This is a genomic window from Candidatus Proelusimicrobium volucris (assembly GCF_959605025.1).
In the GTDB taxonomy this organism is placed as follows: Bacteria; Elusimicrobiota; Elusimicrobia; order Elusimicrobiales; family Elusimicrobiaceae; genus Proelusimicrobium; species Proelusimicrobium volucris.
Genome location: NZ_CAUHCY010000009.1, coordinates 14,080 through 36,477, shown reverse-complemented (window position 1 = coordinate 36,477; position 22,398 = coordinate 14,080). Strand labels below are relative to the sequence as shown.

At 44.8% G+C, this 22,398-nt stretch carries 19 protein-coding genes; 4 read left to right on the top strand and 15 right to left on the bottom strand.

The window, feature by feature from the left end; genetic code table 11:
• Positions 1 to 25: 25 nt before the first annotated feature.
• Positions 26 to 532 carry a biotin transporter BioY gene (locus ACQY3M_RS07185; RefSeq protein ID WP_428067114.1) on the top strand — a complete coding sequence of 169 codons (507 nt, stop codon included), beginning with the start codon at positions 26 to 28 and terminating at the stop codon, positions 530 to 532.
• Positions 533 to 599: 67 nt separating this feature from the next.
• On the opposite strand, the gene ACQY3M_RS07180 is transcribed toward ACQY3M_RS07185, so the two are convergent.
• Both ACQY3M_RS07180 and ACQY3M_RS07175 read right to left on the bottom strand, forming a co-directional pair.
• Entirely contained in the window at positions 600 to 1,979 is a 1,380-nt protein-coding gene (locus ACQY3M_RS07180) for an MATE family efflux transporter (protein ID WP_428067113.1), read from the bottom strand.
• 88 nt (positions 1,980 to 2,067) lie between these two features.
• Positions 2,068 to 2,271: a cold-shock protein gene (locus tag ACQY3M_RS07175; RefSeq protein WP_428047105.1), complete on the bottom strand. Its 204-nt coding sequence runs from the start codon at positions 2,269 to 2,271 to the stop codon at positions 2,068 to 2,070.
• A 111-nt stretch (positions 2,272 to 2,382) separates the two neighbouring features.
• Between ACQY3M_RS07175 and ACQY3M_RS07170 the strand changes: the two genes are divergently transcribed.
• The 3 genes from ACQY3M_RS07170 to ACQY3M_RS07160 all read left to right on the top strand — a co-directional run bounded on the left by ACQY3M_RS07170 (position 2,383) and on the right by ACQY3M_RS07160 (position 5,506).
• Complete coding sequence (locus ACQY3M_RS07170; protein ID WP_428067112.1) at positions 2,383 to 3,252, top strand: class I SAM-dependent methyltransferase; 870 nt, start codon at positions 2,383 to 2,385, stop codon at positions 3,250 to 3,252.
• 93 nt (positions 3,253 to 3,345) lie between these two features.
• A complete protein-coding gene (gene ftcD / locus ACQY3M_RS07165) occupies positions 3,346 to 4,350 on the top strand; it encodes a glutamate formimidoyltransferase (protein WP_428067110.1) in 1,005 nt (334 codons plus the stop codon).
• Between the two features lies 1 nt (position 4,351).
• Positions 4,352 to 5,506: an aminotransferase class V-fold PLP-dependent enzyme gene (locus ACQY3M_RS07160; RefSeq protein WP_428067109.1), complete on the top strand. Its 1,155-nt coding sequence runs from the start codon at positions 4,352 to 4,354 to the stop codon at positions 5,504 to 5,506.
• Here ACQY3M_RS07160 and rsmA read toward each other — a convergent pair.
• From rsmA to ACQY3M_RS07095, 13 genes are all read right to left on the bottom strand, one after another.
• Positions 5,496 to 6,284: a 16S rRNA (adenine(1518)-N(6)/adenine(1519)-N(6))-dimethyltransferase RsmA gene (gene rsmA / locus ACQY3M_RS07155; RefSeq protein ID WP_428067107.1), complete on the bottom strand. Its 789-nt coding sequence runs from the start codon at positions 6,282 to 6,284 to the stop codon at positions 5,496 to 5,498. The genes ACQY3M_RS07160 and rsmA overlap by 11 nt on opposite strands.
• Positions 6,285 to 6,286: 2 nt before the next feature.
• Positions 6,287 to 8,164 (bottom strand): tetratricopeptide repeat protein, encoded by a 1,878-nt coding sequence (locus ACQY3M_RS07150; protein WP_428067106.1) that lies wholly within the window; start codon positions 8,162 to 8,164, stop codon positions 6,287 to 6,289.
• 262 nt (positions 8,165 to 8,426) lie between these two features.
• On the bottom strand, positions 8,427 to 12,287 hold the full coding sequence (locus tag ACQY3M_RS07145) for a hypothetical protein (RefSeq protein WP_428067104.1): 3,861 nt from the start codon (positions 12,285 to 12,287) through the stop codon (positions 8,427 to 8,429).
• A 134-nt stretch (positions 12,288 to 12,421) separates the two neighbouring features.
• The gene (locus ACQY3M_RS07140; protein WP_428067103.1) at positions 12,422 to 13,954 is read right to left on the bottom strand and encodes a hypothetical protein; all 1,533 of its coding nucleotides are present in this window, start codon (positions 13,952 to 13,954) and stop codon (positions 12,422 to 12,424) included.
• 59 nt (positions 13,955 to 14,013) lie between these two features.
• Positions 14,014 to 14,523, bottom strand: a complete 510-nt coding sequence (locus tag ACQY3M_RS07135; protein WP_428067102.1) for a hypothetical protein — start codon at positions 14,521 to 14,523, stop codon at positions 14,014 to 14,016.
• Between the two features lie 31 nt (positions 14,524 to 14,554).
• The gene (locus ACQY3M_RS07130; protein WP_428067100.1) at positions 14,555 to 16,063 is read right to left on the bottom strand and encodes a hypothetical protein; all 1,509 of its coding nucleotides are present in this window, start codon (positions 16,061 to 16,063) and stop codon (positions 14,555 to 14,557) included.
• A 29-nt stretch (positions 16,064 to 16,092) separates the two neighbouring features.
• Positions 16,093 to 17,010 carry a hypothetical protein gene (locus ACQY3M_RS07125; RefSeq protein ID WP_428067098.1) on the bottom strand — a complete coding sequence of 306 codons (918 nt, stop codon included), beginning with the start codon at positions 17,008 to 17,010 and terminating at the stop codon, positions 16,093 to 16,095.
• A 254-nt stretch (positions 17,011 to 17,264) separates the two neighbouring features.
• Positions 17,265 to 18,629 carry a hypothetical protein gene (locus ACQY3M_RS07120; RefSeq protein WP_428067097.1) on the bottom strand — a complete coding sequence of 455 codons (1,365 nt, stop codon included), beginning with the start codon at positions 18,627 to 18,629 and terminating at the stop codon, positions 17,265 to 17,267.
• Between the two features lie 171 nt (positions 18,630 to 18,800).
• Positions 18,801 to 19,397 carry a TadE family protein gene (locus ACQY3M_RS07115; RefSeq protein ID WP_428067096.1) on the bottom strand — a complete coding sequence of 199 codons (597 nt, stop codon included), beginning with the start codon at positions 19,395 to 19,397 and terminating at the stop codon, positions 18,801 to 18,803.
• Positions 19,352 to 20,428 carry a hypothetical protein gene (locus tag ACQY3M_RS07110; RefSeq protein ID WP_428067095.1) on the bottom strand — a complete coding sequence of 359 codons (1,077 nt, stop codon included), beginning with the start codon at positions 20,426 to 20,428 and terminating at the stop codon, positions 19,352 to 19,354. Before ACQY3M_RS07110 ends, ACQY3M_RS07115 begins: the two co-directional genes overlap by 46 nt.
• Positions 20,429 to 20,599 (bottom strand): hypothetical protein, encoded by a 171-nt coding sequence (locus ACQY3M_RS07105; protein WP_428067093.1) that lies wholly within the window; start codon positions 20,597 to 20,599, stop codon positions 20,429 to 20,431.
• Between the two features lie 6 nt (positions 20,600 to 20,605).
• A complete protein-coding gene (locus tag ACQY3M_RS07100; RefSeq protein ID WP_428067091.1) occupies positions 20,606 to 21,271 on the bottom strand; it encodes a response regulator transcription factor in 666 nt (221 codons plus the stop codon).
• Positions 21,272 to 21,280: 9 nt separating this feature from the next.
• Positions 21,281 to 22,396, bottom strand: coding sequence for an ATP-binding protein (locus ACQY3M_RS07095; RefSeq protein ID WP_428067089.1), 1,116 nt, complete (start codon positions 22,394 to 22,396; stop codon positions 21,281 to 21,283).
• Positions 22,397 to 22,398 lie beyond the last annotated feature (2 nt).

Below are 22,398 nucleotides of genomic sequence, written 5' to 3'. Positions count from 1 at the left end.
CATTTAACAAGAGGGAAACTAAAAAATGGAACTCGTAAAGACTATCAAAAACGTAATTTCCAAAGAAATTGCCGCCATTATCGGTGGTGCTTTATTCATAGCTTTGTTAGCAAAAATAGCTTTGTTTTTGCCTTTTACGCCTGTACCGGTAACGTTGCAAACTTTGGCCTGTATGCTTGTCGGCGCAGCTTTGGGCAAAAAAGGCGCGCTCTCCGTAATAACCTATATAGCACTCGGCGTTATGGGGCTGCCTGTTCTTAATGTGGGCATGTTCACTGCCGGCTATTTGCTGGGTTTTGCCGTCGCCGCCTATTTAATAGGATACTTGTTTGAAACGAAAATAGTAAAAAACGTTTTTACCGCTTTTCTAGCTTTTACCGCGGGCGAACTTCTTATCCTTACCATGGGCAGCCTTTGGCTCTCGCTGTTCATAGAACATGCTTTTGCGTTGGGATTTTTCCCCTTCCTGTTGGGCGGATTGTTTAAAGTTTGTCTGGCAACTTACATAGCAAAAAAAGTAAAACGTTGGTAAAAATAATTTTTACGGAATAAAATAACCCGCCCAAAATGGCGGGTTATTTTTTGGATTAAATATATTTTTATTTGGTAATGTCTATATTGCGCCATCTGCCGCTGAAAAACCGCCACCCCATAATTATACCCGTCAGCCAGGCATAAGACGTTATCCAACTCCACGCCGCAACTATACCCATACCCATAACACCTACGATAAACCAACTGCCCAGAACCAGCATAGCCGCACAGCATATCATAGCTTTCATATGAAATTTGGTATCGCCGGCACCCCTTATAGCGTCACCAAAGCACAGATAAGTCAAATCGCCCCAGGTAAATAGACACAAAAGGTGCAAAAGAGGGACAGTCTGTTTTTGAATAAGAATCATATCTTCCGTCAAGACATTCCCCTCAAAAAAACCCGTAAAGAAATGCGGAAAGAAATAAAAACCCGCCGTTATGCATATTACGTAAAAAGCACCAGTTTTAAGGGCGGTAAGCGTCGTCTTTACGCCCAAGTCCGGCTGCTTGCGCCCAACATATTGCCCCATAAGTATTTGCGTCGCTATCGCCAAGCCCATAAGCGGCATAAACACTATGGACTGAAGAGTCATTACTATATTGCTCGCGGCTAAGGATATTTTATCTATATTCCCCACAAAAAACGCAAATACCGAACAGGAAAATATATCCATAAAGAACCCAAATCCGTTCGGCATTCCGTACTTGATAAGCCGCCACGCCGCCTGCTTGTTAAAACCGAACAGCCTGCCCAGTTTAAATTTATTGTTTATTTTGGGATTAAAAATAATGGCAAAAAATATTAAAGTCACGCTTGCTCCGCTTATTACGGTGGACCATGCCGCCCCCTTTATACCCATCTGAGGAAAGCCCCATTTGCCGAATATCATCGCATAAGACAAACCTATATTAAGCACATTGCCAGCCAAGTTGACCAACATAGTAATGCCCGTCTTGCCCTGCCCGCTGAAAAACCCCGCCAAGGCATTGTTCACTATCGTAAATCCGCCAAAGAGCGTAAGTATAGTAAAGTATTGTTTTTCCAATTCTTTAACTTCCGGCGCATGAGAAGACAAATCTATAAAAAACAGGCCCAGCGGCACCAAAGCCGCAATAACCAAACCAAAAAAAGCACCCACCAATACGCCTTGCCACAGAGCCACACTCAAGCGAGCGTAACGGCGCTGGCCATAATAATTGGCCACGAATACGCTGGTATAACCGCAGGTACCCATAAAAAAGGATACCATGGAAAAAGAAATCAAACCCGCGGGCAGACACGCCGCCAAAGCGTCGGCCGAATACCACGAAAGAAACATCCTGTCGGTAAACTGCATTATACTGGCCGAAGACGTCGTGATTATCAAAGGTACGGCTATCCTAAGCAACAGTCCTACGGAACCGGGTTTGTCACTCTTTACTATTTTTAATATGTCTTTCATACAAACTACACCTTACATCTTAAACTTTATATCACGCAAAAAAACCTCAGCAACCGAAGGCTGCTGAGGTTTTAGTCATAAAAGCGTTTTATTTCTTTGAGACTTTTACAGCCTTAGGACCCTTTTCGGATTCTACGACTTCAAAGGTTACTTCCTGACCTTCGGCTAAGGTTTTGAAACCGTCGCCTTGTATTTCCTGATAGTGAACAAAAAGATCTTTTGAACCGTCTTCAGGGGTTATGAAACCATAACCTTTTTGATCATTAAACCACTTTACTTTTCCGTTTGCCATTACATTTACTTCCTTGTTAATTAACTTTAAGTCTCAAAGAGACGTAGAGGATTTTCTCCTCACTTAAATTATACAATAAATAATATTATTTTGTGCCGATACGGATTTATTATGAAAAAAACAAAACTTATAAAACGCTGCCTTCAAGGGTTTTCCACCGTCTTAAAGCGGCTTGGTCTGCCGGGCAAAAAATACGGCTATTATATTCCCTATCCATACGCAAACGACGATTGCTCTAAAAAAGATTTATACCCTTTAAAAAATATAAAAAGCTTGCTGGACGCAAATCTTAAAGAGTTTAAAAAATTATGCTCGGAAATGGAAAAATACAACAATGTTCTGCAAACTTTTAAAAAGAGCTCCAAGCTGACGCCTTTGGCTCCGCGCTTTAATCAGGACTGGTTCTGCGGCATAGACGGCGCCGCCGCTTACGTTTTAACGCGTATGTTAAAACCCTCCAAAATAGTGGAAGTTGGCACCGGTTTTTCCACCCGCTTTCTGGCGCAGGCCGTCAAAGACGAAAATCTTTCCACTTTAATTTATTCCGTCAACCCCAAGGAATTGCACGGCGAGGCGAAACTATGCTCAAAATTTTTTAACTGTACTTTGGATAAAGTGCCTCTTTCTCTGCTTTGCGATCTGAAGCGAAACGATATCCTATTTATAGACGCCTCCCACTTGTTTATGCCCGGCACCGATCTGGAAACTATTTTCCTGCAAGTACTGCCCGCTTTGCCTAAAGGAGTATATATACACTTCCACGATATTTTTCTGCCCGACGACTATCCCCATGACGAGGATTGGGATTGGTGGGCCTTCAACGAGCAGTCCTGCCTGGCAATACTTCTTAACGGCGGCGGCTATAAACCCGTTTTCCCCAGCGCCTATTTAAGAAAGTACCACCCAGAATCATTGCAAAACGTCTTTGCGCCCTGCCACCCCAGAGGCCGAGAAAGCGGTTTTTGGATTGTAAAAGAATAAAATATAACTCTTTTATTGATTGAGGGGCCTTATTCTGCAAAAACTCCAAATTATATATAATTTATGGATTAAGATATTTAAAGAGGTATAAAGATGTCAACGATAGCATGCGTCCCCAACATATCCGAGGGACGGGACAAAAAAATAATCAAAGCGATAATAGATACGGTAAAGAAAAGCGCCAACATACAGCTTTTGGGCGCCGAAAGCGGATATGACGTTAACCGTACGGTAATAACTTTCGCGGGAGCGCCCGAGGAAGTTAAAAAAGCCGCCTTTGCCTGCATAAAGAAAAGCTATGAACTTATTGATATGTCCAACCACCACGGCAAGCATATGCGTATGGGCTGCGTGGACGTCTGCCCTTTCATACCGATAGCCAAAGCCGATATCCAAGACTGCGTGGTAATAGCGCAGGAACTCGGCGCGCAAGTCGGCGGGGAGTTGGGCATACCGGTATATTTATACGGATACGCCGCAAGCAGTTTGGCCAGGAAAGATCTGGCCTATATCCGCAGCGGCGAATACGAACACTTGGCCATAAAACTGCAAAATACGCCGCCCGACTTCGGCACCGACACCTACGACGCAGTAGTAAAGAAATCCGGCGCGATATGCATCGGCGCCAGGAACTGCCTTATAGCCTATAATGTCAATCTTGACACAAAAGACGTCAATATAGCTAAAGAGATCGCCGCAGTTATCAGGGAAAGCGGCAAAAATCACAGCGGTATGGGGATACTAAAAGCCGTAAAAGCGATAGGGTGGTATATAGAAGAATACGGCAAATGCCAAGTATCAATGAATTTGGAAGACTATAAAAGAACCCCGCTGTATGTCGTCTACGAAACCTGCGTGGCGGAAGCCAAAAAGCGAGGCGTAAAAGTTACTGGCAGCGAGATTATAGGGCTTGTCCCCAAAGATCTTATGCTCGATACGGCCAAGTTCTATTTAAACAAGAAGGGCAAAATAACGCTCGGCATGCCGATGAAAGACGTAATAAACGAAGCGGTGGAAAACCTGGGCCTTAACGAAATATCGCCCTTCAATATGAATGAACGCATATTGGAATTTAAACTCAAATCAATGAATTCTTAATATGAAGATACCCAAAAGGATTTTGCCTTCCTCCACTTTCGCGGCGGGGCCCGCGCAAGGGCTTGAAGCCGTGCGCGAAACGCCTCTAAGCGAGACTATGTTCGAAAGAAGGCACCGCACCCCATTCATAACGGAAAACCTTTACAAAAAAACAGCCGTAAACCTAAGGAAATTATTTAATTTGCCGCAGGATTATTTGGTCGTATTTTTCCCAGGCGGCGCTACGGCGGCGATGGATGCCGTCGTTTGGACTTTAAACGACGGACATATATCAGGGCTTAGCTTCGGAGCTTTTTCCACACTGTGGAACGAGAAAATATGCCGCAGCCTTCCACCAAAAGTAAAAAAAGAATTCGTGGATTTTGATTATAAAAATCCGTCCTCGGCAAAGCGTCTTGATACTAAAGCTTCTTTGCTTCTGCTTACCCCGAACGAAACTTCAAACGGCATAGCACTGCCCGATTCTTTGCTGGAATCAATTTATAAAGATAAAGGCAAAAATACCCTTATCGCTTGGGACGCCACTTCCTGCGCGGGCGCAAGAGTTCTGCCCAAATGCTTTGACATAATGTTGTTCGGCGCGCAAAAAGCCTTCGGCGCGCCGGGCGGCACCTGCGTAATATTCCTAAGCCCCAAGGCCGCGGAAAAGGCTTTATCCAAAGAAAACGACGGCAATATCCCGTATTTCTTAAATCTCGCGCACGCCGTAAAAAAAGCGCAAGCATATCAGCCTTTCAATACTCCTTGCAATACTACGATATGGGCCATAGCCCAAGCGTGCGAATTTATGCTGAAGCTCGGCGGAATAAAGAATATGCAAAAGCTATCCAAAGCGCATGCCGCCGCCATTTTAAACTATGTCAAAAAAAGCACCTGGCTTGAGCCGCTTATAAAAGACGCGAAATATCGTTCTTACACAACTCTTACGCTTGAAATTACCGATAAGGACATCAAAGACGAACAAATCAACCGCGCGCTGGCGCAGACAAAAAAAACCAACCTGATTGACGGGATAGAAAAATATTCCTCAATAAAAGAGAATTCTTTAAGGATAGGGTGCTTCCCCTTCGTAGATACAAAAGGAATCGGGCAGTTTGAGAAACTCTGCCTGACTCTGGATTTCATCTATAAAGAACTTAAAAAATCTAAAAGATGATACCGTCAAGCGCGGAGGCCAAATCGGCATATTTGCGCGGGGTAAGTTCCTCTGCGCGGGCCGATATTTTTACACCCGCTTTCTGCAAGGTTTTAGCCAAAAGCTCTTTGTCTTTTTTATATACTTCGCACAAAGCGTTGAGGACGGTTTTTCTTCGGTAGGCAAACACTGCTTTTACCAAAACCGTAAAATCTTCCTTATGCTTTTGGTTCTTGAAAGTTATTTGGCCTTCGGGTTTTATCAGAAGCACTTCGCTGTCGACTTTCGGAGGAGGATTAAAACTGCCGGGGCTCACCCTGCAAACGCTCCTGCACGAGGCTGAAGCCTGAAATATCACCGACAAAGGGCCGTAATGCTTGCTTTCGACTTTCGCGCTTAAGCGTTGGGCCTGCTCGCGCTGGAACATAAAAACGGCCGCCTGAAAATTGGGCAAAGCCAATACTTTAAGCAGAATATCGGCCGCGTCTATATACGGCAAATTGCTGACAAAAGTGACGGGGCCATCAGGCAGCCAGGAAAGATCGTCCTTTAAAAAATCATTGTTTTTTATACACACTTGCGCGTAAGAGGGCAAATTCTCCTTTAGGTAGGTTACCATTTCCGGGTCTATTTCCACCAAAGTAAAATCATTGACGCCGCGCTCAAGCAGAGCCTGCGTTATCGCCCCTTTGCCGGGGCCTATTTCCGTCAAAGAGCCTTCCATATTGTCTATAACCGTATCGGCTATTTTATCTATTATTCCTTTATTTACCAAAAAGTGCTGTCCGTATTTACGCATAATTATTTTTCGCTCAACAATATATTTTTATTTTCCAAAGCTATTTTATTTTCGGGGTTAAGTTTTAAGACGGCTTCATACTCTTTAAGAGCTTCATCTTCCCCGCCGAGTATTATATAGGCCGTTCCTCTTCCCAAAAGTGCCATTTCCATAAGGGTTTTATTCCCCTCTTTTTCAGCGGTGTCATAGGCTTGAGTAAAAGAGAGCAAGGCTTCTTTGCCTTCACCCAAAGTTAAAGCGGAAAGGCCTGCTATCATATAATCGCGCCCGTCGCCTCCGCTTAATCTGGCGGAAACCTCCTGCCCTACTTCTTTGACGTATTTAACCCAGCCTTTGCCCGCGACCCAAAGCCCCATATCATTACCCACCATATACGGATTATACGCCGCTTTTGAATTTGATTTGGATTGATTTCTCAGCGTGGAGCTGTCGTTTACCGCCGCGCCGCCGCGTATAGACATTTTTACGTCATACTCTTTGGAAGCGTTGTTTAATACGTCGTTAAGGCCGTTAAAAATCCTTTCTATATACTCTTTGCGTTCTTCCTCGGTCGAAGGTCTAAGCGCGAAGGAACGGCTGAACGAACGCGTCAGAGCCTGCTTCTCGGCAGCCTCCCAAGAGGCTTGCAGCATTGATGGCTGAGCTATCGGCACGCCGCCTTCCTCAGGGGGCGCGTCAAATAAATCCGAGGGTTTTAGTTTAGGCTCAAGCTGAATTTCCAAATCTATATTAAGCGGTTTGTCAGCGGGTATGCGTTCAAGCCGTTTTTTGAAGCTATCGAGCTGTTTGTCGGGCGGCGGCATTTTTAGATCGGGAGCGGTATTGGGCAAATTGGATTTGGAACTATCCTCAAGAGATTGCTCCCCGCCATCAGATTTTAAAGAGTCTGCATTTGGCCCCCCGTTTGAATCGCCCGCCGAGGCCGAAGGCTCCGATTCGTTTTCCTTGCCGCCTGAATAGGAAAGCGAAAGAGCAAGGCCCTCATCGGAAAGCGGCGATATTAAAAACGCGCGGCTGATAAATTCCACCGCTTCGTCTTTTCTGTTTTCGCGCGCCAATAAATTGGCCAGACGGAAACGCGCCACGCTGTCGCCCGGTTTAATTTTAAGCGCTTTTCTGTAATTTAATTCGGCCTTGGTAGAGGAACCCTGTTTCTCGCTAAGCACCGCCAAAGCAAGCATGGCTTCTTCATAATTCGGGTAAAGGCGCAAAGCTTTTTTAAAAGAGTCCTCAGCCAAATTATCCCGCCCCATAACCTCGTAGAGCGAGCCAAGCTGATAGTGGTACAAAGGGTGGTTTTTATCCAAGCGTACGGCGTTGCGGAAATGGAACAGTGCTTCGTCGTAATTGCCCAAGGCGGCGTAAGTTGAGCCCAAATTCATTTGGCTGTCGGGGCGGTCGGGATCAATCTCGACGGTTTTTTTGAAACTTTCCAAGGCTGAATTTATGTCGCCTTTCCAAGCATAAGCTATGCCCATAAGCTGGTGCGCGTGCGCGTTTTCCGGGTCTAGTTTTAAAGCCGCGCGATATTCCGACATCGCCTGATCAACCTGCCCCTGCCAATAAAGCGCAGCCCCCAAAAATATATGTGGGTAAGGGTCATCTGGATTTTTTATTACCGCCTTTGCAAAAGATTGGGAGGCCTCTTTATACTTTGATACGCTCAATTCCCTTATGCCTTGATACATATTGGTATAGGATTGATTTACCATCAAATTATCCCAAAAAGTGGGATATTTGCCCTCCAAATTGGCCTTATTGCCGCTTATGCCGATGCCGCTGCCGCCCAAGAATTTAGGCAATGCGGCGTTGAGATGCCCCACAGCAAAAGCCAGAACAAAAAGCAGTATATATACCTTATACACACGCGCCTTAAACATAGATAAATTATATCATTTAGCAAGATTGTAATTATAACCCCTATTTATTTAAAACAGAAAGTAAAACTTTGGGAAAGATTTTATTTATCCGTTTTAATTCTATCCACGTGAAATAAGTTCCCTAAAAAGAGTTTTGTAACTATAAAAGCGCATTATACCGCTTTAATTTAAACCAGTTAAAACGACAGGATTATTAAACTGAGAATAAATAAATAAAAATCCCCCGGTTTAAACCGGGGGATTTTAAGATTTTTACTTAACACTATTGTCTGCAAGGTTGAGGTGTATAGTCGTTATCGTTTATCACTTTACCCGCAATACATTTAGCCCAATGTTCATCAGCTTTAGAACCAGCAGAAGCACCTTGTCCGCTTACGTAAATTACCAATCTTCTTGATAATCTGCGTGCTTCCGCCAATTCGTTATTCTTATAATCAAGCTCTTCCTGTTTGGCTTGCCTATAAGCTTGATATTCCGGCAAAGCCTCCTCTTCAGGCGTTAATTTTACCTTAGCCCTTGTTGCATCCAAGAGGCTGTTTTTCTCATTAATCTGGCGTTTAATTGTTAGTTGTTCGTCAAATGCCGCACCATCAAATTTAGTTTCCAGATCGCGGATCTCAGCCTCAATCGTAGCTATTTCATTGTTGTCAAGTTTTCTAAGTATAGCCGCACCGTTTACCGTATTGCTGCTATAATTGTTCAAGGCAGTTCTGGCCGCGTCGGTAGCATCCGTCTTGGAAAGATATGTATCCTGGATCTCCTCTATTTTCGCTTTATGAGGATTTTCGCCGGTATCAACAGGATAATTCTGTTTCACGTTAGCTATATAGTCAGCCTCGGAAGTATATCCGTCTTTATTATTTCTGTTGAACCCGGGAACACCCGTAAAGTCCGAAGGGAATGCGAACTCAATATACAAGTTGGGATCTTTCCGCTGTATATATTCGTATACAATCTTTGCCACTTTTAGCGCTCTGGCTTGAGACAATCCCTTGTTCTTCTCTCCTCCGGAGGCGGAAGTCCATCCGTAGAGACCGACTTTCATCTCCTTTCCTTTTAAGCATTTGAGTAAATCTTCGGTCTGAGATTGAACCTTAGCAACTCCGTCGGAATCCATATCTTTACAACTGGCGCTGTTACCAGAACCGAATCTCGTAAACTGATAAGTACAGAAGGTCGAAGAGACATTAAACACACATTCGCCAGGTTTTTCTACTTCTCTTTGTTCGCCTTCGTCCTTAGGGTAGCATTCTTCGCAGTCGGTCAACACGTCATTTGCCACATTCTGCAAGACTTCTTTCTTCAAGTTCAGATCTTTACGATCCGGAGATACGCCATAAGTATCTGTATCCGTATGTTTGCACAATCTAGCGCACTGCGGCTGTTTGGAAATAAACTTATTGGTATCTTCTCCACATTCCGCATCACTCTTGGCATAATTCCTAAGATCTTCGCCTCTGACGTCTTGGCTCTTGTCGGTAGCTCTGAAGAAATAACCTTCAACTTGTACCGCTTTATAGAGCTTGCCGTCTTCTTTACAGAAAGTACCGGTAACCGGCTCAGGCGGACATTCGTCGCCGTTGCAACCCCATTTATAGAAACACTGCGCCTGTTTATATCCCGCGGTAGGACCGATAAGATCTTCCGCCGTAATATCGTCAAGGCTCTTGCCTTCGAATACATGTCCTATTTCGACCAGCGGGGTTTCCTTATTGGTCATCAACCAGAACACTTTACCGTTGCCGGGCCTGGATTTGCCGGTAGCCTCTTCGGTGGAGCCGGATAAAGATTTACCGGGCCTAAACCCTGGGACAGTATATCTTACTACCGTTTCCTTTTTACCGTCTTTTACAGTATCGCTAATTGTAGTCTTTACCATTCCGCCGGCATTTTTCTTTTCCTTTACTATCGCGCCCAATTTACCGTCTTTTACAGCACCGGTTTGTACGTATTCAACAAATATGGCGAATATATTGTCTTTCGGGTTGACGACATCTACCGAGAAAGATGATTCCGCCAAAGCATTAATCTCTACAGGGTCCTCCGATACGCACGATATGCTGTTCGTCTGTTGATTATTAATCTGTCCTTCGGAATACCATATAGGGCAGACTTCTTTGATCTCCGTCTTAGCCTTGATGTCTTTCATGATGTCGTCTTCATCAATGAATTGAGCCGGTTTGGCATTCTTGCCGGTACAATAGTTGTACTGCGCGTTTACTTTTCCTCTTATATAATCCGAGAAGGCTATATCTTCTCCTTCGGATTCTTCATCTCCCGCGGCAGTGCCTTTATCATCGAATATATATCTGCCGCTCTTTAAGTCCTTTCTCTCGGCAACAAGTTTTTCATATCTTTCTTTTTGGGCCGAGGTTCTTTCCTCCGGCGAAGGCAAATTGTCCAACTCTTTATCAATATCGGCTATTCTTGCTTCCACCTCGCTGGCTTTCTTAACTTCAGCGGAATCGCTGTCTTCGTTAAGGTCATTATACTGGCCGACTTTCTTGCCGATTCTTCTCTTCGTATTCTTGGAAACGAAAGAACCTACTCTGGTAATTTCGCAGTTTGTATTAATAGCTTTAAGTTCATCTGCACTCAAAGAGAAGTCATTCGTTTTCTCCAAAGCTATAACAAACTCATTGTTGCTTTTGCCGGTATCAACTTTAGAATCTCTGGGTTTAGCTTTTACGTATACTACAATCTTCTCCTGTTTGCCGGAGCGCACCTTACCGTCTGCTTTGCGAGTCGCTTTCGCTTTGTATACCATAGGAGTCTTGTTTACGCCTTCGCAAGAACCGGAATATTGCGTACCGGAAGCCCAAGCCAACTTGCCGGCTTTCAAGCCCATACATTCAAGCCTCGCCTGTAAAGCGTTTTTGGCTCCAGATTCGGAAACATACGTCTTAGCTCCGTGGGAATCGCAGAAAGACTGTATAGACGAGAAAGAATTATTCGTCGTTTCTTTACTGTCGCCTGAGCCGCTTGTAGAGGACGTATAATCGCCAATGTCGCCCGCGCAAAGTTCCATACCGTCTACCAAACAGCAAACATCTTTAGAACCGCCTTTTATACCCAAAAAGTTCTTTACCGAACCGTCTTCGGAACCAGTCAACAGACACATCGCCAAGTTCGTAGATACTTTTATCAACGAATCGGACAAAGCCTTCTGCCAGTTGTAGTTCCAAAGCTCCCACATCTTTTGGGAACGCTCTTTCATCATATCCCACCACCAAGGACGCTCATTGGTGTAACCGAATTTATGATCGGGAACACCGCCTTGAGAACCTATCCTAGCAGCAGCTCTCCTCGGATCTCCGGCCGCACCTAACGGAGCACCGTCTACATCGCGAAGCTGAGCTTCAAACAATGCCTGCTTGGCTGAACCTTGGTTTAAAGCTCCTAAGGAACGAGCCGCCTCAGCATATAAACCTTCCCCGGTAAGTACTCTGCCTTTGCCTGCCGAGCTAAGCGGCTGCAAAGCTACAGGCCTTACGCCAACTCTAGCTGCCGCTGTACCCGTAGTCGTAGGAGCCCCGCCAATCGCCAAGTTGCGAGTTAATCCTGAACTGCTGTTGCCAAAACTCATCGCGCGGTTTCTAAAAGCACCTATGGCCGTAGCTTTGCGCTGAACGGCATTACGGATAGACGGCTTGGCTACATTCTTATATATCTCCCTTTGAGGCTTCTCTTCCTCATAAGATGACTGCGCATGCGATATGTAAGAAGATGTGTCCTCGGAATCATAGCTATCGCTTAAGCTGGGGGTATCCATTCCGCTGCGATTGGTTATAATATAGTCCATTGGATCTCTATAGCCCGTGCTGGGAACGATCTCGCCGTCACCCGAAGACGGATAGTCATACAGGGATTCGCCTACAAAATCGTCATAGCCCGAACCTTCAAACCCGGTCGCGTCAGTGCCGCTGTTGCGGCTTAATAATGGCAGCAGCAATAAGGCTGCGGCAGCCACTATTATAAATGGCAAATCCCGTTGGGCTCTTTGAATTAGAGTCCGCTTGGCTTTGCCGTCTCCTCCTACACGGGAGGGAATACGTTTGGATAATGGAAGAGATTTACTCTTCTTTAACTTATCGCTAAACGTAAAGCTATCCTTATTTGGCATAGTGCCTCCTCTTTACATTTATTATTTACTGCAACTGCAAATCTGGTCCTGCCTTCTTCCCACCATTACACTACAATTTTATACCCCTGTCAACCCGTTTGTAATGTATATAAAAACCTATTTACCCCTGCTAATTAAAAGAAATTATCCGCTACCGTACCGTCTAAACCCGCGCCTTTGCGGACATCGGTAAGTATCGTGTTGACTTTATCTATTTTCAAACTGTTGCCATTATTGTCTATAGAATTATTTTTACACTTCTTAAACTTTGTCAGCAAAGTCCAAACATTGCCGCCCCAAGTCTTACCTTTGGCTTTTGCTTCGTCAAGTTTGCTGCAAGATACAGTAGTCTCATAATTAAGCCCGCATTGACCGGCATAATCACCGCCGATATTGCGCAATTCATTACACGTAGTCTTCATCGCGTCTATATAGGCATTCCATTCCTGACGCTTAGCTTTTGATTTCGCAGAGCCTTTCGGCCAATTTGCGCTGCATGATCCCGGAACACCTGTGTTGGAGCCAGAATCTTTACCTGCCTGTATCAGTTTTGCTTCCAAATTTCTGTATGCCTTGCCCGTATCGTTTAAAGCCTGATCAAAAGCGGCGCGCGCCGCAGCGCATGCTCCGCGGGCTTTCGTCGCCTTATCTATTATCGTTGAAGGAGGCTCCAAAGAGTCAACAGCTTTTTCCGTTTCCTCACCTACGGCCAGTAAATCCTCTTCCTCAACCTCGCCGCCATCCCAGGCCGCCTCTACAACATTTTTTGCGACATCGTTATATTTCTGCCCTTTTGCGGTGGCACTCAAATAATATACACGGCCCATCTCTCTGCCGGAATGACCAAAAGCTCCCATTTGCCGTCCCGAAGAAATACTGGTTCTTATTCTGCTTGTCATTGCGTTTATACCGCCAAAGGCTCCCAAACGACCGCCGTGCAGTTTCTTGGCTTGGCTATCTAAAGATTGGAAATACATGCTGTTCTCATCACTTCTGGCAGATTTTATATCCCCCAAATTAGACGGCTTTAAAATTTTTGTTTTATCGCTGCCTGATAAAATGATATTGCCCTTCGCATCTCTTTTACCGCTAGAACTTGCAGCATATGCCTGATCTAAAGCCATTTCATCAAAAGGCTTCACAAATGGCTGGCCGTATTCGTCCGCCGCTGCGGCGTTCGTTGTCCCATCTATATACGGGCTTACAGCATTCATTCCCATCTGATACGCGATCCCTTCCGGATCCTCCAAATTTAAACCAGAAGCCGATCCCGCTATCGCACTGTAACGGCCCATTTTCTCAAATTCCTTTCTATACGCTTCTTGCGCATCTAAAAGACGGTTGGAGCTTTGCAAAGTAAAAGGAGAAAGCCCACCGCTGCTTTCGTAAACGGAATATTGTCCGTTCCGGACGGAAGCCAGCCTTCCTCCGCCCTCTATACCAAAAGTATACGCCGCGAAATCAGATAATGTCAAAGCCCGCATGGATTCGTCGGTAAGCCCAAACATTATTCCCATACGTCCAAGCAAAGGTATTTCCGACATAGGCATAGTTATAGCCGTAAGAAAGAACAGTAACAGCAGTAAAATTACCGCCAATATGCCCCTCTTATTCTTATAAAAAGGAGTCTTTTTGTTTCTGTCTCTAACTATGTTTTTGTTTTTCATACCATTACCCTTTTCCCTTTTCTTTATCGCGGCGTCTAGATTTTATCGCCTTGAGAACATTATAGGCTGGAAGTCCTCAATTTGTTGACCCTCGTACTTCCGCTCTGCCCGCCTGAAACTCCGCTTCTGGGCTGAGAAGGCCTGTTAATCTTTCTGTTTAACGACTCTTGCTGTGCCCTCTGTTGCTGCAATTTCTGAGCTTCAGCCCTCTTAATAGCATTAACTCTCTGCTGATACTCATCAACTTGGGATCCGTAATCAACCGTTTCAAGTCGATCCTCTTCCTTATAGCCGAAAGTATCTTGCGCCGACTTTAAGAACATTGCCGTACTGTCTGCCCTATTAGCCTGCCCCGTCCTGTCTACCGGAATATATATCTCTGTCTTAATACGACGGGGCTCCTCTTTAGGCAACAGGCCTTGTTCCTTTAGCTCCGCTTCATAGTTGGCTTTTATGGTTTCAATTTCCTTTTTAGTTCTAACATCTATATATCCGCTTACAATCGATGTCAGTATCCAGCTGCCAACAAATGCCGCCAATATGGTTAAATAATCTTTTTTATTATACATAAACACCTGTTACTGTATTCTTACATAATATTTAAAAACCTAAATATCCTGAAGCTCCTTTTAAAAGAGCCATTGCTCCTACGCCTGCCATTAATTTTCCGCCCAAAGTTCCCAAGAAAGCTGACATCTTAGTACCCGTAGAAGTCAACAGGCCCAACCATGGCAATGCCCCGAAAGCTATCGGCAACCAATATCTCATATGGTTCCAAGGACCCGCAGATAAGCCATATCCCAAATTGTTTATTCTATTTACATACAGGCCCATCATTCCCATTCCGAATCCAATAATCACTGCGGTCATAATAGCTGCAACTATATAGCCGCCAACGCCCCCTAGCCATGCCGTAGCCTTATGCGCTGCCATAACTGCTATAATACCGCCGATAGTCATACCTATCATTGTAATAATTGTAGTCCATATCTTAGAGACAGCGTCACGATATTTATCACTAGCCTGCGTAAAATTATCAATACCTCCGACAGTCGTACCCTTTCCGTTCTTGTTAATAGTACTAGCTTCTCTATCCAAAGCAGCTGCTTTTTCTATCATAGGAGTACTGCCGGTTATTTGCGTACCCTCCTCAACGTCTCCGCTGCCGTCAAAAGCCGCTGATGCTTCTACAAAGCCTTTTTCCGCATCACTATATACCGTGCCTTTTCCCAAAGCCGAATATTTCTGCGCGGAAACCAACTCTCCCATTGTGCTGGTAAAGTAAGCCTGTCCGCTGCCGCCATTACCGCTTGTTCCGCCTCTTGAATTGCTGCCACCCATGGCGCCAAGACGCCCGTGTTTTGCGCTTGCAATGCCGCTTATATTACTTTCCGGAATATTGCCCATATTTACAGAAGGAACAGCTTGCTGAGCAGCTTTATCGGAAGACATAGCCCCCATAATACCGCCCATATTGCGAGCGCCGCCGCCTGAAGAAACACCGGAAGCTGAACTTCCGCCAAACATATTGCTTCTGTTAAGTTTGTTAAGCTGGGTAGCAGACGCTTCCGCTTTTTCTAAAGCACCTTTTTCCGTTCCGCCCTCTTCCCCAGCTGCACCTTCGCCTTGGCCAGCTTTAGCACTTACGGCCGCCGCAGTAGCATTGAATTGATTCATTGCCGCACCTATGTCAGATGGCATACCACCAACTGAGGCTAGGTTCTCCCCGCCTTCATAAGCGGCATTGTTCATAGCCATAGGATCCACTACTCCGCTTCCATAAGAGCTTGCATTGTCACCATAAGCAAATTTATTTCTGCCGGCTGCTCCCAAATAATCTAACGCAGTTCCGCCTTCACGCGCGGCCTGAGCTGCAGCCATTTGCTGTTCCAATGCTTCTTTGGAAAAAGCTCCATATCCGCCGCCTGAGCCCACCGAAGCAGTATCCGCACTGTATTGCCCCAATACGCGCCCGGATACGCCTTTAGGCCCGTCACTCATCAAGTTGGTAGCTACTCCTATACCAACCGCAACGGTGGCAACGCCCAAAGCCGCACCGAATATTACGGGTTTTGACACCGCTCCTATTCTGTTTAATATATTTTTCATACACCAAACTCCTATTATGCTATTTAAAGTTAAAATATTCCGCCTAACCATGCACCCAATGCCATTTTAGCCAAATCCATACCCCAGTTTATAAGACACGCACCTTGGAGAGGATTTTGCTCACAAGTCTCTGCTTCTTCTTCCTCTTTCTCTTTTTTTAAATCTTCTAATTTAGAGTCCAACCCTTCTAGCTCTCCACTGTTGCCAGCACGTTCCAGCTTATCTCTTAAATCTTCTTCATCAACGTTTAAAGCGCCAGAATCTTTTTCCAAATCGCTTTCTAAAAAGTCTTTGCCAACATCCATTGTCCCTTTTTGAAAAGCATCCACCGAGCCGCCTGCCGCCGACTCTAAATCTCTGCTGTTAGCAGCTTGAGCACTTGCCATCACCGCATGCTGGAAGCCCAATGCCTTTCCGCCTTTTACTTGATTTATTAAAGCGGCTTGCGCTTGGGTCATCTTCGAGCCAGATTGGACATTGGCGGAACTGCTTCCCACATTGGAAACCGTCCCTCTCATTCCGCCACCGCCGCCAGAAACACTTACCATCGAACCACCACTTAAAGAGCCTTTAGGAGTAATCGGGCGTGCATTTTTTGGTCTAGCTTCTTTCCTCTTTTTCTCAGCAATACTCTCTCTTATCTTCTTTGCCTCTTTTTCATCTTGCGCCGCTTTATATTCGTCATCTGGAGCGACCGGTACTCCGTTCAAAGCGTCATCGGCTTGCCGCTCCTCTTTCTGTTTCTTAGTAAATAAGCCGTTTATATAATCTTTTCGCGCTATATCGTCATATTTATTGGATGCCAACAAATACGCCTCGGCACTGTCATCGTCAAAAGGCATATTGCCTAAATCAAATGCCTGTTTGCGATATGCAGCCTCTGATGGCGTCTGTTTTTTTGCGCCTTTTACGGCAACTCCTATAGAAATGGCAAAAACCAACACCATTATACACGCAGCCCATGTATATATCTGTGCCTTTTCTCCGCCTCTCTTGCCGCCGGCGCCCCTAATAATTATCGACATATTTTATCCTCTTAAAATACAAATCTGATATGCAATAAAATCGGCCCCTGATGACCGATACCCCATTACCGCCGGAATATCCTCAAACACGGAGCTAATTTATTGGCACACCAAGTGCCTACTAAAAGTCTACCAATAAACCCCTAGATTGTCAATGGTAAAGATACGGTTTATATTCAAAGATTTTTACTGTTTCGCAACAGATCTTCTTTAACCCAATTATCAAAACGTTCTTGCTGTAACCTTCTGTTTTCCTCTTGCATTTTCTTTGACATTTCTTCCATTTGATAACGTCGAAGAGCATCATTATATCTCTCTGTCCGGCTCTTCATATAATCTTTACTGAAATCCGATACGCCACTAGTCTTGAGATAGGCATTATCCTGTTTTAATTGCTGTAAGCGCGCTTTCTCACTTGCACTTAATTCGTTTTTAGACTCCAAGTTCTCTATCTCTTGGTTATTTGCTTCTATTTGCGAGTTTTTGTTTGCCGCTTCCTCCGGAGTTAATTCGCCCTTACCTCTGTTAAGCAATGATGTTAAAGCTTGCTTACCAATATCCATAAGTGCATTCATAAACTCGTTAGCCATACAGCCGCCATCTATTTTCCCGTTTCTCATAGCGCCGTCACATTTATAATCTTTCTTGCTCTTCTTTTCTGCATTGTCTTTAGCTTCGGAAAGTTTCTCGTCTAAGGTATTAGTCAAACCTTTTTCCTTATCTATCGCACCAAGCGCTTTATCCAAATCCATCTCCGCGGCCATATCCTCCAAATCTCCTTTCAAATCGCCTTCCAAATCGCCTGAATTTTGAAACGCGTCCGCCGCCAACGCATGCGCCGCTTCTAAATCCTGCGCATTAGCTGCTGCGCGGCTCTTTTCATAAGCAGACATAAAACCGCCCCCGCGTCCGCCTTTCTTTAATTCCTGAGCCAACTGGTTGCTTAAAGTGCCGCCGCCCCTGCTATTTACATTCGCCGATGAACCGGAAGATTTATTGTTTTTATCGTCCGCACGCCAAATAGTCGCACTTACACCGCTGCTTCCGCCCGTCGCCCTAACCCCGCTGGACGCGTTTAAAGAGCCTTTTGATGTTCTCTGCGCTACCGCATTCTTGGCCGCCTGTCTGCTGCGCTGATAGCGCTCCTTCGCGATTCTTACGTTTTCCTTGGCCTTTGCAGCTTCAGCATATTCCTCGTCTGGAGGCTCCGGCACTCCGTTTGCAGCGTCTTCAGCTTGGCGTTCTGCTTTGTCTTCTTCCGTAAATAATGCGTTTATCAAATCGTTCTTGGCTATATCGCCGTATCTTACGCTCGATAACAACTGCGCTTCTGCTTCCTCATTGGAAAAAGGCATGTCCGCCAAATCTTTAAAGTCGGAATAGCTATATGCCGAATCCATCGGATCCGGCGCATTTCCACCGCCCATAAAAGCCGTAGATATTATCGCCAAACCAAATACCGCTACCGCACCGTAGCCCAGCCATGCGCTTACGGGGCTTTTCTTCATTCCGCCGTTTTTGCTTTTTAATACTACCGCCATATTCCTATCCCCTAAAATTTAAATTCTTAATACAAAAAATCTTGCCCCTGATGACCGATACCCCATTACCGCCGGAATATCCTCAAACACGGAGCTATCTTCAGCACGAATGTACTTATAATAAGTCTACAAACAAACCTATTATTTGTCAACCGCGGCAATTTAATCAAATCAGTTCGGATTGGACATCGGCAATCTAAACGATATGGGCCTATCCCTGTTGGGAACTCTCTTGATTACTTCTATCGAGCCACCGCGCTTGCATATAAAATTATAACCGCGCTCGCACGCCAGACCGTAAGGCTTCTTACACACTTGTCTTATATCGTACGAACATAAAAACGGTATATTGGGTGGATAAGTGCTTACCTTTAAAGTCATATTATTCCACACGTTTGTGCGTTCTACCTCAAGATCTACGCTCTTTAAAGACAAAAACTTGCGCATAGCCGCATTATTAAAACCGATATATTCCCTTACTTTCTTTTCTATGTCTCTCTTTAAAAACATATTATCCCAACCGTCGGCATATTTTACCGCGCGGTGGCTTTCCAGCTGCCAACGGCGCGCCGCATAAAAAGAGGCTATCTCCGTCTTCTGGACTATGATCAGCAACCCGTATATCTTTATAATAAACAAAGTCAATATAAAGAATATCGGAAACAATAATACAACTTCCGTAGTCGCCTGTCCTTTTTTGGTTCTTATCCTGTCAAATATTCTCACGGAAATATCCTCACTTGATATTTGGGCGTAGGATTGGGCCACACGCAGTTGTTATCCTCCTTAGTGCATTGCAGCGCCACCTTAACGTGATTGCGCGGATTAAACTTATTTAAATTAACGTTGAAATAGTTGCTTGGCGCTTTAAACTCTTGCGTTATATCCAACCCCTTATACAAACGCTTTAATTTACTCAAATAGCTGCGTCCGACATTGGCATATTGAAACAATCGCCCGTCCATCATGTTTTCTTCTTCCAAGTCAAACTGTATTTCCTTAGCGTCCTCGGTGCCGTCATCTGGGTTAACAAAGTAGAATTTTATTTTCTTTATATATACCGGTTCGGTATCGGCTATATAACTCTTAAAAACTTTTGCGCCTTCTCTTCCGCATTCGCTCATTTTGCAGTCGCCGGCGTTAAGATAGTATCCTTTGCGGAAGAATTCCCCCTCTTTGCTCAAACGCATATAAACACTCTTTTGGTCCTCGTATATTTGGCTAACAAAATAATATACCAATATATACAGTTTTACGGCGTCCGGGTTCCAGCCGATGGAATATTCGTCGGCATATTTCTTAGACATTACCGGAAAGAAGGTGTCCTCGTCGATACTCGGAGGCGCGGCATCATTCCACGACGAACGCTCGGGGGATTCTTCAGTATAAAATTTCAATTCCCATTCGGTGTCGCTGTCTTTAGGTTCGCTGTTCCACTCTCCGGCGTCACCCAATGCCGGGAAAGCGCCTCCCCTATAAAACAGTTCATACACGCTGAGTTCTTTATTCTCTTGCCCTTTCAGCGGGAAAGCCGGTTCCTCCGGAGCCAAATTCTCCCTAAAAATCCTAAACGGGAACGCCCCGTTTAAATACGCCGTCGCGTTCAGATACTGAGAAGCCGACGTAAGCTCCGTAAACGCCGCCGTATCCAACGCAAATTGATGGCGAATTTTTTCCCTGGAAAGTTTTGCCGTTTCAAACAACAGATATATTACAAGCAATATCGTCGGTATCAACAATATAGCCGGCAATACTATCTGCGCTCTTTTGTTCTTTATAGAATAAAAACAAAACGACATTCAGCCCCCCAATATGCTGCCTATTATCGTAAAAAATCCGCCCGCGATTTCTTTATGAAACGTAACGATGAACGCCAATACGAAGGTAATAACGGAGCCCAGCATCAGCAAAAACTCCACCGTCTGCTGTCCTCTGTTATTGCTTACCGTTCTTATAGCATTCTTTAGCATCTTAGTTTACCTGTCGGAAGATATTATCCCAAGTTTGATAGCCTTTACCACCGCTTCCGTTCTGCTCGTAACGTCCAGCTTGTGGAACGCGCTGTTTAAATGATTTTTTATCGTCTTGACGCTGCAGCCAAGTTCCAGAGCTAGCTCCTTATTGCTCATACCGTGGCCGAGCAAGTCCAATACCCTTATCTCCGTCTTTGTCAATGCGGCTTGTGCGGGGGTATTACTGTCGCCCATTTTTCTTAAGCCCTGCAACAATTTACCCATAAGCTGCTGCGGTATCATCAAGCCCTCTGAAGTAAACGTCCGTATGGAGTTTACCAATTCCGCCGCCGGCAGCATCTTTGACAAATAGCCGTTGGCTCCGGCTTGTATCGCTTCCATTACATGAGCCTCGTCCTCAAAGCTAGATAACATCAATACGTTTACTTCAGGCTGATTCTTCTTTATCTGTCTGGTAGCTGCTATCCCGTCAAGTTTCGGAAGTTTTATATCCATTAAAACGACTTCCGGTTTCAGCTTTTTGGTAAGAGAAACGGCTTCCTCTCCGTCAGCCGCTTCACCGACGACCTCTATCCACTTCTCCCCGGTAAGAACATCTTTTATACCTTCTCGGAAGAGAGTTTGATCGTCAGCTATAAGAACTTTTACTGTTTTTTTCTTGGCTGGCATATATTTCTCCTAATTTATGACGGGCAATGTAAAATTGAAAGTGGCACCGCATCCTTCGCCCTCACTTTCGGCCCATATCTTACCTTCGTGATTTAAAACTATATCCTGCGCTATTGAAAGGCCCAGCCCCAAACGTCCGCCCGTGCCCTTCTGATAAAAACTTTTGAACAGCTCCTTTGTATCCTCAGGGTTGATCCCCGCGCCGCTGTCCTTAACAGACACTTTAGCATTTTTGGCGTCAATTTTCACTACGCTTATCTTTATCAATCCGTTTTCGGGGGTATGCCTTATCGCGTTCTCGGTTATATTCGATATTACCTGCCTGATTCTCTTGGCGTCGCCGTATACGCGTATATCTTCTTCCCCCTCAAAACTCATATATATATCTTTAAGCTTTGCCTTTTCTTTAAATACCTCAAAAGCGCTGCGTATAGAAGATGTTAAATCAAATTCCGCTTTTTCCAGACGCAGTTTTCCCTTCTCTATGGCGGCCCAATCCACCAGGTCCTTCACCAACAGAAATATCTGCCCCAAACTCTCATTCATATACTGCATCTTCTTCTTTTGGTTATCGTCTGGATTTTTTATCGTTTTTTGGAGCATATCATAGCTCATCTTCAAAGCCATAAGAGAGTTGGATAAATCGTGCGATACTATCGAGAAAAATTTACTCTTCATACTGTTGAGATTGCTCAAATCAGCATTCGTCGCTTTTAACTGCTCCACCAGTTTCCTGTTGCTTTGTTCCAAATAAAATTTCTCTAAAGCCATCTTTATCGTGCGTTTTAAATAGTCGAAATCAACCGGCTTTATCAAAAAGTCGTATACCGATTCCTGTATCGCCTTGACAACCGCGTTTAACGACGCGTGCGCCGTTATCATTATTATCTGCGATTGTGTATTAAATTGCCTTATCTGCTTTACTACGTCCAAACCGGTGCCGTCCACCAAATTGTAATCCATCAGTATCACATTAAAAAAATCATTCCTGACCAGACTCATACATTCCTTCGCGCTGCCGGCCTGGTAAACGTCATAGCCCTCTATCTCCAACAGTTCGCTAAGCGTGCCGCGCAAATTATCATCGTCATCTACTACTAATATCTTTTCCTGTTTCTCTTCCATAT